13 protein-coding genes are annotated in these 13,575 nt (G+C 71.0%); 7 read left to right on the top strand and 6 right to left on the bottom strand.

What is annotated here, in order from left to right:
- The 3 genes from IO39_RS13470 to IO39_RS13460 all read right to left on the bottom strand — a co-directional run.
- A partial coding sequence (locus tag IO39_RS13470) for a CPBP family intramembrane glutamic endopeptidase (RefSeq protein ID WP_063765262.1) occupies positions 1-724 on the bottom strand: 724 nt, incomplete at its 3' end.
- 211 nt (positions 725-935) lie between these two features.
- Positions 936-1,193: a WhiB family transcriptional regulator gene (locus tag IO39_RS13465; RefSeq protein ID WP_043621232.1), complete on the bottom strand. Its 258-nt coding sequence runs from the start codon at positions 1,191-1,193 to the stop codon at positions 936-938.
- 174 nt (positions 1,194-1,367) lie between these two features.
- The gene (locus IO39_RS13460) at positions 1,368-2,756 is read right to left on the bottom strand and encodes a glutamate-cysteine ligase family protein (protein WP_245641948.1); all 1,389 of its coding nucleotides are present in this window, start codon (positions 2,754-2,756) and stop codon (positions 1,368-1,370) included.
- A 311-nt stretch (positions 2,757-3,067) separates the two neighbouring features.
- Here IO39_RS13460 and galE point away from each other — a divergent pair, with 311 nt between their 5' ends.
- The gene (gene galE / locus IO39_RS13455) at positions 3,068-4,045 is read left to right on the top strand and encodes a UDP-glucose 4-epimerase GalE (RefSeq protein ID WP_043621226.1); all 978 of its coding nucleotides are present in this window, start codon (positions 3,068-3,070) and stop codon (positions 4,043-4,045) included.
- A gap of 102 nt (positions 4,046-4,147) precedes the next feature.
- Here galE and IO39_RS13450 read toward each other — a convergent pair whose 3' ends face one another.
- Positions 4,148-5,011 carry a hypothetical protein gene (locus IO39_RS13450; RefSeq protein ID WP_157548276.1) on the bottom strand — a complete coding sequence of 288 codons (864 nt, stop codon included), beginning with the start codon at positions 5,009-5,011 and terminating at the stop codon, positions 4,148-4,150.
- Between the two features lie 83 nt (positions 5,012-5,094).
- A complete protein-coding gene (locus IO39_RS13445) occupies positions 5,095-5,892 on the bottom strand; it encodes a hypothetical protein (RefSeq protein ID WP_169789061.1) in 798 nt (265 codons plus the stop codon).
- Positions 5,893-6,249: 357 nt separating this feature from the next.
- On the opposite strand from IO39_RS13445, the gene sucC reads away from it, so the two are divergent.
- From sucC to IO39_RS13430, 3 genes are all read left to right on the top strand, one after another.
- Positions 6,250-7,431, top strand: coding sequence for an ADP-forming succinate--CoA ligase subunit beta (gene sucC / locus IO39_RS13440; RefSeq protein ID WP_043621217.1), 1,182 nt, complete (start codon positions 6,250-6,252; stop codon positions 7,429-7,431).
- A 3-nt stretch (positions 7,432-7,434) separates the two neighbouring features.
- Positions 7,435-8,310: a succinate--CoA ligase subunit alpha gene (gene sucD / locus IO39_RS13435; RefSeq protein WP_043621214.1), complete on the top strand. Its 876-nt coding sequence runs from the start codon at positions 7,435-7,437 to the stop codon at positions 8,308-8,310.
- Between the two features lie 322 nt (positions 8,311-8,632).
- Positions 8,633-10,270, top strand: coding sequence for a cell division protein PerM (locus tag IO39_RS13430; protein WP_043621211.1), 1,638 nt, complete (start codon positions 8,633-8,635; stop codon positions 10,268-10,270).
- A gap of 110 nt (positions 10,271-10,380) precedes the next feature.
- Here IO39_RS13430 and IO39_RS13425 read toward each other — a convergent pair whose 3' ends face one another.
- On the bottom strand, positions 10,381-10,800 hold the full coding sequence (locus IO39_RS13425) for a hypothetical protein (protein ID WP_245641947.1): 420 nt from the start codon (positions 10,798-10,800) through the stop codon (positions 10,381-10,383).
- Positions 10,801-10,874: 74 nt separating this feature from the next.
- On the opposite strand from IO39_RS13425, the gene purN reads away from it, so the two are divergent.
- The 3 genes from purN to IO39_RS13410 all read left to right on the top strand — a co-directional run bounded on the left by purN (position 10,875) and on the right by IO39_RS13410 (position 13,557).
- Positions 10,875-11,504 (top strand): phosphoribosylglycinamide formyltransferase, encoded by a 630-nt coding sequence (gene purN, locus IO39_RS13420; RefSeq protein WP_052422832.1) that lies wholly within the window; start codon positions 10,875-10,877, stop codon positions 11,502-11,504.
- Positions 11,501-13,051 (top strand): bifunctional phosphoribosylaminoimidazolecarboxamide formyltransferase/IMP cyclohydrolase, encoded by a 1,551-nt coding sequence (gene purH, locus IO39_RS13415; protein ID WP_043621203.1) that lies wholly within the window; start codon positions 11,501-11,503, stop codon positions 13,049-13,051. Before purN ends, purH begins: the two co-directional genes overlap by 4 nt.
- Before the next feature lie 326 nt (positions 13,052-13,377).
- Positions 13,378-13,557 carry a hypothetical protein gene (locus IO39_RS13410; protein ID WP_043621200.1) on the top strand — a complete coding sequence of 60 codons (180 nt, stop codon included), beginning with the start codon at positions 13,378-13,380 and terminating at the stop codon, positions 13,555-13,557.
- Positions 13,558-13,575 lie beyond the last annotated feature (18 nt).

Here is a 13,575-nt window from a genome sequence, read left to right as displayed (position 1 = left end):
GCTCTGGGGTGGCCGAGGTGGGGCCGGGGCCGGCGGGGGAGGGGTGGAGGGCGGCGGAGATCCGGGCGAAGAGGTAGCCGAGCGAGTTGGTGGCCAGATGCAGCATCGCCGGGGTCAGGAGGCCACGGCGGCGACGCAGCTCGCAGAACAGCACGCCGGCCGCGGCCGTGGAGACCACGCTTCCCGCCACGACCCGTGCGGTGTCCAGGTGGGCGGGGGACTCGCCCGCCGTGAGGGCGCCGAGGGCGGGGTTGGCGCGGGCCATGTCGATGGCGGGCAGGATGTGCCAGAGGCCGAACAGGGTGGAGGAGACGGCCGTGGCGGCGACCGTGCCCCGCCTCTGGCGCACCATGGCGTACAGCGCGCCCCGGAAACCCACCTCCTCCAGCAGGACCGTGCCGAAGGGGACCTGAAGCAGGGCCTCTTCGAAGACGCGGGCGCGAGAGAGCGACAGGGCGCGCTCGTCGCGGAAGAGCGGCCTGGTGCGCGGCGAGGCTATGCCGACCGCGTAACCGGCGGCCACCGTCGCCGCCAACACGCCCCCGGCGATGGCCCCTCGGCGGCCGTGCTCGAACCCGAGCTCCTGCCACGACACCCCGGACCTGCGCGCCATGGCGACCAGCGCGGCCGTGGCGACGGTGGACGTCAGGGGGCCCAGACGGGGAGCGATCTTGTTGTTCAGGAGGTTGGCGGCGGTGAGCACGGCGATCGAGCGGAGCAGCACCCTTGCAGGCTACGTCGCGCCAGGCCCTCATGGCCCCACCGCCCACCGCCCACCGTCCACCGTCCACCGCCCACCGTCCACCGCCCACCGCTCACCGCACGGCGCTGAGTTGCCGCGGCGGGTCGGGCCGGCCGGTGCCGGGCACTGCGGGGTGCCGGGCACTGTGGGGTGCCGGGCAATGCGGGGGGCCGGGCAGGCAGGGGGTGGCGGGTCAGGAGGCCGCCGGGCGGCGCCAGCCTTCGGGGAAGCGGGTGCGGCGGCGTTCGTCGGGGGTGAGACCGCCCCAGATGCCGTCCGCCTCCCCGGCTCGTAAGGCGTAGGAGCGGCACTCCTCCAGCACCTGGCAGCTCGCGCAGACCGCCTTGGCGCGCGACTCCTGCAAGGGGGTGGGGGCGAGGGGGAAGAAGAGGTCAGGGTCGCTGGATCTGCATGCGCCCCGGCGCAGCCAGCCGATCTCCTCCATTGGCATGGGTCAAAGGTAGAGCCAGGTCATGATCGGCCACATCATCCTGGGGGTTGAGCCGCATGTACATCCGGCGGTTCGATCGGAGCCCGCTTCGTCAGGGTTGCCGGCATGGCGGTGGTGCGGGGTTCGGTGGGTCTGCTTCGTAGGGAGGGCACCGCCCCGGCGGCTCGGGGAATGTCAGATGTCCCACGTGTGCACGGGCTCGTTGGCGTGCATGCGTTCGATGTACTCCAGCGTCATCCCCCGCAGCGCCTCGTGCCGGTCGCCGGCGTCGCCGGTGTCGCCGGACTGCGCCCGTACCCGGGCCACCTGCCAGTCCGCCCCCGTGCGGCCGGACAGGCAGCGGCCCTCGATGACGGACAGCAGCCGGTCGGCGACGGGCCGGTGCACGCCCCACCTGGCCAGGCCCTCGTACGCCATGGGCAGCAGCCGGCGCAGGATCAGCTCGGACGCCGGCACCTCGCCCATCCCCGGCCAGTACAGCCGCGCGTCGAGCCCGTGCCGGGCCGCGGCGGCGAGGTTGTCGGCGGCGGCGCTGAACGACATGCGGCTCCAGACCGGCCGCTCGTCGTACGGCAGCACGCGCATCAGCCCGTAGTAGAACGCGGCGTTGGCCGCGACGTCGGCGACCGAGGGCCCGGCGGGCAGCACGCGGTTCTCCACGCGCAGGTGCGGCACCCCGTCCACGACCGCGTACACCGGGCGGTTCCACCGGTAGATCGTGCCGTTGTGCAGGGTCAGCTCGTGGAGCTGGGGGATGCGGCCCTGTTCGAGCTCGGCACGCGGGTCCTCGTCCTCGCAGAGGGGCAGCAGGGCGGGGTAGTAGCTGACGTTCTCCTCGAACAGGTCGAACACGCTCGTGATCCACCGCTCGCCGAACCACACCCGCGGCCGTACGCCCTGCGCCTTCAGCTCCGCCGGCCGGGTGTCCGTCGCCTGCTCGAACAGAGCGATCCTGGTCTCCCTGTGCAGCTCCCTGCCGAACAGGTACGGCGAATTGGCGGCCACCGCGACCTGGGCGCCGGCGATGGTCTGGGCCGCGTTCCAGTGGGCGGCGAAGGTGTCGGGGCTGACCTGGAGGTGGAGCTGCACGCTGGTGCAGGCCGCCTCGGGGGTGATGCTGTCGGCGTGGGTGTCGAGGTGCTCGACGCCCTCGATGGACAGGTGCAGGTCCTCGCCGCGGGCCGCGAAGATCTGCTCGTTGAGCAGCCGGTAGCGGGGGTTCGCGGAGAGCGCGCCCTCGCCGATGTCCTGCTCCCGCAGCGTGGGCAGGATGCCGACGAGGACCAGGTGACCGTCCTGTGAGCGGGCGCGTTCCTCGGCGTGGTTGAGCCGGGCCCTGACGTCGTTCTCCAGCCGGAGCGCCCCGTCGCCCGCCAGGTCCTGCGGCGCGATGTTGATCTCGACGTTGAACTGGCCCAGTTCCGTCGCCCAGTCCGGCTGCGCGATCGCGGCGAGCACCTGGGCGTTGCGCATGGCGGCCTCGCCGCGCGCGTCGACGATGTTGAGCTCGATCTCCAGGCCGGCGAGCGGGTGCTCGAATTCGAACCGGGATTCACGCAACATCTGGGCGAAGACATCAAGGCATCGGTGTACCTTCTCCCGGTATTTCCGGCGGTCGTCCCTGCTGAACACGACGACTGGCACGTCCCTGCCCATATCAGGAAATGTCGCACGGCGAAGCCGACTAGGCCAGAGCACGGACCAGACCAGAACACGAACCGGGCCAAGCCATGAACCGGGCCAAGCCATGAACCGGGCCGCGGCGTGAACCGGGTCAGAGCGTGAGACGGCCGGTCCCCGTCCTTGTCCACAGGGACGCCAGGTCATCCACAAGGAGGCCGACGCGGGCCGTCCCGGCTGGCTAGGGTGCAGGGATGCGCGTTTTGATCACCGGCGGGGCGGGATACATCGGGAGCACGGTCGCATCGGCCTGCCTGGACGCCGGCATCGACCCCGTGATTCTGGACAGCCTGGTGACGGGGCGGCGGGAGTTCACCGAGGGGCGGGTCTTCTACGAGGGCGACATCAGCGACGGCCCGCTGATCGACAAGATCTTCGCCGAAAATCCCGGCATCGAGGCCGTCGTCCACTGTGCGGCGCTCATCGTGGTGCCCGACTCCGTGGCCGACCCCGTCGGCTACTACCGGGCCAACGTCGCCAAGAGCCTGGAGTTCGTCGACCACCTGCTGCGCAACGGCCGCACCCGGATGATCTTCAGCTCCTCGGCGTCGATCTACCGCGCCGGCGAGGACCACACGGTGACCGAGGAGTCCCCGCTCGACCCCCAGAGCCCGTACGCGCGGACGAAGGCCGTCTGCGAGGGCATGTTCGCCGACATCGCCGCCGCCCGGCCCATCGAGATCCTCTCGCTGCGCTACTTCAACCCGATCGGGGCCGACCCGCGGATGCGCACGGGGCTGCAGCTCCGCCGTCCCAGCCACGCCCTGGGCAAGATGATCGAGGCGTACGAAGACGGCGTCCCGTTCCGGATCACCGGCACCGACTACCCCACGAGCGACGGCACCGGCATCCGCGACTACGTCCACGTCTGGGACCTGGCCACCGCCCACGTGGCCGCGCTGCGGCGCTTCGACGAGCTGGGGACCAGCGTGATCAACCTCGGCACGGGCCGGGGCACCACGGTCCGCGAGCTGGCGGAGGCGTTCAACCGCGTGGTGGACCGGCCGATCGAGGTCGTCGAGGCGCCGGCCCGGCCCGGCGACGTGGCGGGCGCCTACACCCGCAGCGACCGGGCCCGCCGCCTGCTGGACTGGCAGGCCCGCTATTCGGTGGAGGAGGGCATCAGGCACTCCCTCGAATGGGCGAGACTCCGCGACACCCGGCTCGCCTGACCGCCGTCGGACGAGGTGTGCCCAAGAGGAAGGCCCTCTCCCGCCGTTCGCAGGAGAGGGCCCGACCCGGCCTTTACGGCCGGTTCAGCCTGTGCGGCCGGTTCAGCCGGCGAGCCGGCCCAGCGGCACGTTCAGCTCTTCGAGCTCGGAGATCTCGTCCTCACCGTTCTCGAACTCGGTCGCGACGCCCTCGGTCGGCGCCTTGATCGACATGATGCTGCCCCAGCCGGAGTACCGGGTGTCCACGCTCACGGAGCCCTTGTTGCCGATGACGGACCCGGGGAACGTCGAGACGAGGCGCGTGGGCAGGCCCGCCGCGTTCACCTCGAGCTTCCACGAGATCGTGGCCTTCGCGGCCTTGGCGGACGGCTTGCTCAGCCAGGAGGAGCGCAGCCAGGAAGAGGTCTTCCAGACGTCGCCCAGCTTGACCTTGCCGGTGTAGCCGCCGCGGGTCGCCTTGGCGCTCTTGAACAGGGTCTTGAGGGTGGCGGGCTCGGCCACGTTGAGCGGCTGGCCGTACACGCCGGTGACGCCGCCGTTCGGGCCGTTGGGGGCCTTGAACCAGGTCTCGCCCTCCGGCAGGAAGGTCGACCAGAGGCCGCCGGACAGGTAGGCCGTGTTGCCGATCTTGATCGTGCGCTCCGGCGTGGCCATGGCCTTGATGAACTCGCCGCCCTCCTCCTCGGCCAGCTCGCCCAGCTCCGCCGGGAGGTTGAACTTGCCGGTGACGTCGGAGGCCGCGATGCCCGACTTCTTGAACAGCAGGCTGCCCGAGCGCCGGATCACGATCTCGCGCTGGCCGCCCATCTCGACCTTGGTGCTCTCGGTGAACGTCACGCCCTTGCCGGGGGCGAGCTGCTTCTTGACGGCGGCCACCGGGCTCTTGGGGGCCGCGGCCAGCGCCGGCGTGGCGGTCACCAGAGCGGCGGTCGCCGTTAATGCCACGCCCGTCAGGATTCGCTTCATGCGCATTCCTTAGTTATTGAGGGGAGTATTGATGTCCCAGGGCCCAAAGTGAGCCGTGGGGCGGCTCGGGGGGTCGTCGCAGACTACTGGAGTCTGCCGAGCGAGTTAAGAGAATTGTTCGGAATCTCCTGTGGGACCGAAGTGTCCGGCCCGAGCTCGTCGTAATCGACCACCTCGTCGGCGGGCGGCGCGACGACCTTGATCTTGGCGCCCCAGCCCGAGAAACGGGTCTCCACCGTGGAGGTGGTCTTTCCGAGCACGCCGAAGTCCATCAGGTATTCACTGCGGATCCCTGTGACCAGGCCCTTGGAGTTCACGCCCAGCGCGTAACCGATGCGCACAGAGCCCAGTCGCGGGTCGATCTTCTCGCCGTAGATCCGGCCGAGTTCCTTGAACGTGAGCGACCCCCGGTATGTCCCGCCCCTGAAACTCCCGGCCTTCGCGACGAGCGTCTTCAGCACCTCGGGCCGGAAGACGTCGAACGGCTGGTCGCCGGTGCGCGCGCCCGACTCGCTCGGGTAGCGCACCCACTTCTTGCCCTCGGGCAATTCCGCGCCGAACAATTCACCCTGCGCGTAGACGTGCCCGCCCACCGTGATCGCCCGGTTCGGCGCCGACGGGACCGCCGCGCCTTTCGTCCGGGTGCGTAGATCCGCGGCGACGACCCCGCCGTCACCGAAGCCGAATTCGCCGGTCGTCGTCGTGACCAGAGTGGTCGTCCCGTCCGTCACCATACGGGACGTCTCCGACACGCGGACCCCGTGACCGGCGGCGTACTGCTTCTTCAGCGCCTTCGCCGGGTCCACGGGCGCGGCCTGTGCCGGCGCGGCGGCCACGAGTGCGGCCGACGACGCCAGCGCCAGGCCGGCGAGAATTCGCATCATTGCTTTCCTTCGGCTTTGCGAGAGCGGGGAGCAAGCCTGCCATTCGAAGATCACGACCATATATCGAGTGGCGGGTCGTACGGCGACTAATCGGTGCAAATTCGGTGCAGGGTGGCGCCGCCCGGGAAGTGAGATCACCGTCACATAGCGGCAGAACCGCGACCCGATGACCTGGGCAGGTCAAGCTTCGGGCTAGGCTTCACTGGCGGAAACGCCCGGCACGCACCCCTGAGCGTAGGAGCTCTGCCGTGAGAGCAGCGAGGTACGAAGCCAACGAACGGCGAAGCGGACCCGACCGTCAGCGCAGTTGCCCGGGCCTTCGAACATCAGTCGGATAAGCAAGGACGGACCCTCGTGGACCTGTTCGAACATCAGGCGAAGGAGCTCTTCGCCGACTACGGCATCCCGGTGCCACGCGGCATCGTCGCCCACACGGTGGAGGAGGTGCGGTCGGCCGCCACGGAGCTGACCGGCCGCGTTGTCGTCAAGGCCCAGGTCAAGACCGGCGGCCGCGGCAAGGCCGGCGGCGTGAAGGTGGCCGACGACGCCGCGGACGCCGTCGCCAAGGCCGAGGCCATCCTCGGCATGGACATCAAGGGCCACACGGTCCACAAGGTGCTCGTCGAAGAGGCCAGCGCGATCGCGGAGGAATACTACTTCTCCTTCCTGCTCGACCGCGCCAACCGCACCTTCCTCGCCATCTGCTCCGCCTCCGGCGGCATGGACATCGAAGAGGTCGCCCACACCTCGCCCGACAAGGTCGCCAAGGTGCCGGTCTCGGCGCTGACGGGCGTCGACCGGGCCAAGGCCCGCGAGATCGCGGTCGCCGGCGGCCTGCCGGAGAAGGCGCTCGACGGCGCCGCCGAGCTGATCGAGAAGCTCTGGTGCTGCTTCGTCGACGAGGACGCCTCGCTGGTCGAGGTCAACCCCATGATCCTGGCCGCGGACGGCCAGGTGAAGGCCCTCGACGGCAAGGTCACCCTCGACGACAACGCGGCCTTCCGCCAGGCCGACCACGAGGCGCTGGCCGACAAGGCGGCCGAGGACCCGCTCGAGGCCAAGGCCAAGGAGAAGGACCTCAACTACGTCAAGCTCGACGGCAACGTCGGCATCATCGGCAACGGCGCGGGCCTGGTCATGTCCACCCTCGACGTGGTGGCCTACGCCGGCGAGGCGTTCCCCGGCAAGCCGTCGCCCGCCAACTTCCTCGACATCGGCGGCGGCGCCTCGGCCGAGGTCATGGCCGCGGGCCTGGAGATCATCCTCTCCGACCCGAGCGTCAAGTCGATCTTCGTGAACGTCTTCGGCGGCATCACCGCCTGCGACGCCGTCGCCAACGGCATCGTCTCGGCGTTCAAGCTGCTGGAGAGCCGCGGCGAGGCCGTGACCCACCCGCTGGTGGTCCGCCTCGACGGCAACAACGCCCAGCTCGGGCGGCAGATCCTGGCCGACGCCGCGCTCCCGCGGGTCGAGCTGGTTGACACGATGGACGAAGCGGCCAAGCGCGCCGCCGAGCTCGCTGCGGTAGGTGCGTGACCCATGGCCATCTGGTTGACTGAGAACAGCAAGATCATCGTTCAGGGCATGACCGGCGGTGAGGGCACCAAGCACACCCGCCGCATGCTCGCCTCCGGCGCCAAGGTCGTCGGCGGCGTCAACGCCCGCAAGGCCGGCACCACGCACGAGGGCCTGCCCGTGTTCGGGACGGTCCAGGAGGCGATGGAGGCCACCGGCGCCGACGTGTCGGTGGTGTTCGTGCCGCCGAAGTTCACCAAGGACGCCGTCAAGGAGGCCATCGACGCCGAGATCCCGCTCTGCGTCGTGATCACCGAGGGCGTGCCGGTCCACGACTCGACGGAGTTCTGGGCCTACGCGGTGGCCAAGGGCAACAAGACCCGCATCATCGGCCCCAACTGCCCCGGCATCGCCTCTCCCGGCGCCTCCAACGCCGGCATCATCCCCGCCGACATCACCACGGCCGGCCGCATCGGCCTGGTCTCGAAGTCCGGCACGCTCACCTACCAGCTCATGTACGAGCTGCGTGACTTCGGCTTCTCGACCGCCGTGGGCATCGGCGGCGACCCCGTCATCGGCACCACGCACATCGACGCCCTCCAGGCCTTCCAGGAAGACCCGGGCACCGACGCGATCGTGATGATCGGCGAGATCGGCGGCGACGCCGAGGAGCGGGCCGCGGCCTACATCGAGCAGCACGTCACCAAGCCCGTCGTGGCCTACGTGGCGGGCTTCACCGCGCCCGAGGGCAAGACGATGGGCCACGCGGGCGCCATCGTGTCCGGCTCGGCCGGCACCGCCCAGGCCAAGAAGGAGGCCCTGGAGAAGGTCGGCGTACGCGTCGGCAAGACCCCCTCCGAGACCGCCCGCCTGATGCGCGAGATCATGCAGTCCCGCTGAGCGGGCTCCTTTCGCAGGCCCCGCGCGGCACGTTCCGCGCGGGGCCTTCGCATGCCCGGGGCGGTTCGTGAAGGCCGCGGCAGCCGCGGTGGGGTGGCACGTGAAGCCGCGGCAGCCGCGCGGTGACATGGGGCGCGAAGCCGCGGCAGCCGCGCGGCGGGATGGGGCGCGAAGCCGCGGCAGCCGCGCGGCGGGATGGGGCGCGAAGCCGCGGCAGCCGGGCGGCGGGATGGGGCGGGGCTCCGAAGCCGTAACAGATGGACGGGCGATCCCGGCGCGTCAACCAAGCTTTGGTTGGGAAAGATTGAGAAAATCGCCTACTGTGACGGCGATTCTCGACCAGTTGCGCACCGCCCCCCGATCGGTGCTCGGCAAGCTCCCCGGGGTCTCGAGCGACGACGACGACTCCAGGCGGCCACTGCCCGTGTCGGGGATGCTGGCGGCCGCGCTCACGCTCGGCGTCGGGCTGGCCGCGCTCACCACGCTCACCCTGGTCGGCTGGATCGCCGCCCCGCGGGGCGCGCTGGGCGCCGGGCTGCCGGGCGTCTTCCGCACGGCGGCGCAGCTCTGGCTGGCCGCCCACCACGCCGGCTTCGCCATCCCCGGCGGGCGCGTCGGCCTGCTGCCGCTCGGGCTGATGATCCTGCCCGCCATCCTGCTCTACCGGGCCGGCCGGTGGATGGCCCGCGACGCCGACCTGCGGCTGCGGCTGCCCGCCCGGCTGCCCAAGAACAGCCCCAGGGAGCAGGCCGGGGCCCGCCGCCGGGCCCAGCTCGTGCTGGTGGCGCAGGCGGGGGTGTCGCTGGCGGCCCCGTACGCGCTGCTCGCGGGCCTGATCGCGCTCGTGGCGAGCAACGACGTCACCCAGCCGTTCATCGGCGAGGCGCTGCTGAGCCACTTCGTGCTGGCGTTCCTGGCGGGCTCGCTGGCCACGGCGCGCATGATCGGGCCCTGGCGGGTGATGCTGCGGCTGCTGCCCGAGCGGGTGCGCGCCCTGACGGTGGGCACCGCGGTCGCGACGGCGGTGCTGGTCGTGGCCGGGCTGGCGCTGGTGGCGCTCGCCGTCGTGCTCAACTTCGAGCAGGTCAGAGAGCTGTCCGAGGTGCTCGCGCCCGGGTTCGTGGGCGGCGTGCTGCTGGTGCTGCTCCAGCTCCTCTACCTGCCCAACGCCGTCGTCTGGGCCTTCTCCTACATCTCCGGCCCCGGGTTCGCGATCGGCGCCGACACCCTGGTCGCGCCCACGGGCGTGCAGCTCGGCACCGTGCCCAGCCTGCCGCTGCTGGGCGCGCTGCCGGAGAGCGGGCCGGTGCCGGCGTGGATGATGGCGGTGATCGCGCTGCCGTTCGCGGCCGGGGCCGTGGCCGGCGTGATGGTGGCCAGGATCTCGCCGTCGCCCTCCTATGAGGCGGCGCCGCTGTGGGGGTTCCTGACCGGGGTGTCGACGGGCCTGGTGGCCGGGGTGCTGGCGGCGCTGTCCGGCGGGCCGATGGGCGGCGGCCGGCTGGCCACGGTCGGCCCCTCGCCCTGGGAGGTGGCGCTGTCGGTGGCGCTGGAGGTCGGCGTGGCCGCGGGCATCTCCGCGGGCGTGACGAACCTGCTGCTGCTCAACAAGCGCGCCAGGACCCCGCTCGACAAGGCCGCGGCACCCGTGCGCAAGGCCGGCGCCGCGCTGGCCAAGGCGGCCAGCAAGGTCGGCCTGGCCGAGTCGGAGGTGCGCCCGCTGCCCGGCCACTGGATGGACGCCACCGAGGCCGACACCCAGGAGATCCCGGTCATCAGGGACGACTGGCAGGACGAGCACGCCTCCGCCGAGGCCGAGACGCTGGCCCAGGCCCGTCCGCGCCTGCGGGAGCCGGAGCAGGCGGCGCCCCGGCCGCCGCGCCGGGACATCGTGGACGAGTCCGACGATCGCGGCGGCCACGTCATCTACGTCGACCCGTACGCCTGGGACCGCGACTGACCGGCGGCTTCCGGAGCCGCCGGTCTTGAGGGCGCCCGGTCCAGGGCCCGCGGGCTGGTTCAGGGGCCGGGCGGTTCGACGTTGTACGTGCCCGGGGACCTGCGGCGCCTCTAGGGCTGCATGGCCCCGAGGACCTCCAGCACGTCGGCGGGGAGCTTGCGCTCGGCGGAGTTCCTGAACTGCGTGAAGCACTCGCCCTGCGCCGCCACCGTGCCCGCGCCCTTCATGCACTCCTGGTAGGCCGAGTATTCGTCCATGAGATAGAGCTGCATCACCGTGGCGCCGGCCGACAGGAAGAGGGCGAAGGCGGAGACGGTGATGCCGCCCACCGCCACGCCCGTCGGCTTGCCCGCGCCCTTCAGCAGCGGCAGCGCGCGGATCCCGGCCACCAGCGCGAACGCCGCCATGACCAGGCCCGCCAGCGGCAACATGAACGTCATGGCCAGCGCTGCGATGGACAACCAGATCGCTCGGCGGCCCGCGGACTCCGCGGGCTGCTGGCCTGCCGGTGCCTTCACCGGTGTCGACACCTGACCTCCTCTGCGTCGCCGGGCGATGAACAGATACCCTGTGACCCCCACCCTGTTTCCTCATTGGAGTGTGTGTGTCTAAGGCTGGGCGGCTCGTCGTCCTCGTCTCCGGCTCTGGAACCAACCTACAGGCCCTGCTGGACGCTTCCGCCGACCCGTCATACGGTGCTCGCGTGGTCGCGGTCGGCGCCGACAGGGAGGGAATCGAGGGGCTGGCCAGGGCCGAGAGGGCCGATGTCCCGACTTTTGTCGAAAAATTGGGCGATTATCGGACGCGGGCGGAGTGGGATGCCGCCATCGCGGCCAGGATCGCATCGTACGAGCCCGACCTGGTCGTCTCCGCGGGCTTCATGAAAATCTTGGGCACGCCGTCACTCGAAGCGTTCCCCCTGCTGAACACCCATCCGGCGCTGCTGCCGTCGTTCCCCGGGGCCCACGGCGTGCGCGACGCGCTCGCCCACGGCGTCAAGGTGACCGGCTGCACGGTGATTCTGGCCGACGCGGGCGTCGACACGGGGCCGATCGTGGCGCAGGCGGCGGTGCCCGTGCTGCCGGACGACGACGAGGCGGTCCTGCACGAGCGCATCAAGACCGTCGAACGACGGCTGCTCGTCGAGACCGTCGGCCGGATGGTCCGCGAAGGCTGGACGGTCAGCGGACGCACCGTCCGAATCGGTAACCACACAGGAGGGGAAACCACGTGACTCGCATCGCCATCCGGCGCGCGTTGATCGCCGTTTATGACAAGTCCGGGCTCGAAGAGCTGGCCAGAGCCCTCGACGGCGCCGGTGTGGAGATCGTCTCGACCGGCGGCACGGCCGCCGCGATCTCCTCCTACGGCGTCCCGGTGACGAAGGTGGAGCAGCTCACCGGCTTCCCCGAGTGCCTCGACGGGCGGGTCAAGACGCTGCACCCGCGCGTGCACGCCGGCCTGCTGGCCGACGTCACCAAGCCGCACCACGTGGCCCAGCTCGAAGAGCTGGAGATCGACCCGTTCCAGCTCGTGGTGGTCAACCTCTACCCGTTCCAGCAGACGGTGGCCTCCGGCGCCTCCGACGAGGAGTGCGTCGAGCAGATCGACATCGGCGGCCCGGCCATGATCCGGGGCGCCGCCAAGAACCACAACACCTGCGCGGTCGTGGTCGACCCCGGCGCGTACGGCGACGTGCTCAACGCGCTGGCCGAGGGCGGCTTCACGCTGACCGAGCGCAAGCGCCTCGCGGGCGTCGCGTACGCGCACACCGCCGCCTACGACGTGGCCGTGGCGAACTGGTTCGCGGGCACGTACGTGGCCGAGGAGGAGTTCCCGTCGTTCGCCGGGACGGCGTACGAGCGCAAGGCCACCCTCCGCTACGGCGAGAACCCGCACCAGCGGGCGGCCCTCTACACCGGCGGCACGGCCGGCGGGGGCGGGCTGGCCAACGCCGAGCAGCTGCACGGCAAGGAGATGTCCTACAACAACTACCTCGACGCCGACGCCGCCTGGCGGGCCGCCTGGGACTTCGCCGAGCCCTGCGTGACCATCATCAAGCACCAGAACCCGTGCGGCATCGCCATCGGCGCCGACGTGGCCGAGGCGCACCGCAAGGCCCACGCCTGCGACCCGGTGTCCGCCTACGGTGGCGTGATCGCCGTCAACCGCGCGGTCACCGCCGAGCTGGCCAGGCAGATCTCCGACGTGTTCACCGAGGTCGTGGTGGCTCCGGCGTACGACGAGGAGGCGCTGGAGGTGCTGCGCGGCAAGAAGAGCCTGCGCCTGCTGCTGTGCCCCGAGGGCCCGTCGGAGCCGACCGAGTTCCGCAAGATCAACGGCGGCCTGCTCGTGCAGACCGTGGACCGGGTCGACGCCGCCGGCGACTCGGCGGCGCAGTGGGAGCTCAAGACGGGCGAGCCCGCCTCGCCCGAGGTGCTGGCGGACCTGGAGTTCGCCTGGCGCGCCAGCCGCTCGGTGAAGTCCAACGCCATCCTGCTGGCCAGCGGCGGGGCGACCGTGGGCGTCGGCATGGGCCAGGTCAACCGCGTCGACTCGTGCCGCCTGGCCGTCACCAGGGCGGGGGAGCGGGTGACGGGCTCGGTCGCGGCCTCCGACGCGTTCTTCCCGTTCCCGGACGGGCTGGAGGTGCTGGCGGAGGCCGGCGTACGCGCGATCGTGGAGCCGGGCGGGTCCGTCCGGGACGAGCTGGTGATCGAGGCCGCCGAGAAGGCCGGCATCACCCTGTACTTCACCGGCACCCGCCACTTCTTCCACTGACGCGCGGCTTTCCGCGGGGGTCCGCCTCTTCCTGAGGTACGGCTCTGAGGTCCGCCTCCTGGGGGCGCGACCCTTCGGAGTACGGCCCTTAGGAGGTACGGCCCTTAGGAGGTGCGGCCCTTAGGAGGTGCGGCCCTTCGGGTACAGCCCTTCGGGGTACGGCCCTTCTGAGGTGCGGCCTTTGCTTATGTCGCCGATCGTAAAGATCGTCACGATAAGGGTGACATGTTAGATCATGTCGCCCTTATCCCATTTTTGCGTCAAGCATCCGTCTGCTCCGGCTAACCTGAACTCCTCCTCGCTTCTCCCACCTCCGGAGTTCCCCTATGGCGCTCGACGCGATCCTGCAGGCATTCGTCACCATGAACGGCCTGGCCACCAGCCCCTTCGTGCTCCTGGTCCTCGCCTTCATCGGCGCTTACCTGGGCGGCCGCGTCGTAGAGGTCATCCCCTACACCCGCCGCATCATCGAGCGCCGCGAAGCCCAGGCCGCCGAGCGCGAGTAACCGCACCCGAGCAGCAAG

The sequence above is a fragment of the Nonomuraea candida genome (assembly GCF_000725485.1).
GTDB classification, from domain to species: domain Bacteria; phylum Actinomycetota; class Actinomycetes; order Streptosporangiales; family Streptosporangiaceae; genus Nonomuraea; species Nonomuraea candida.
This window is presented reverse-complemented; position numbering and strand designations above follow the sequence as displayed.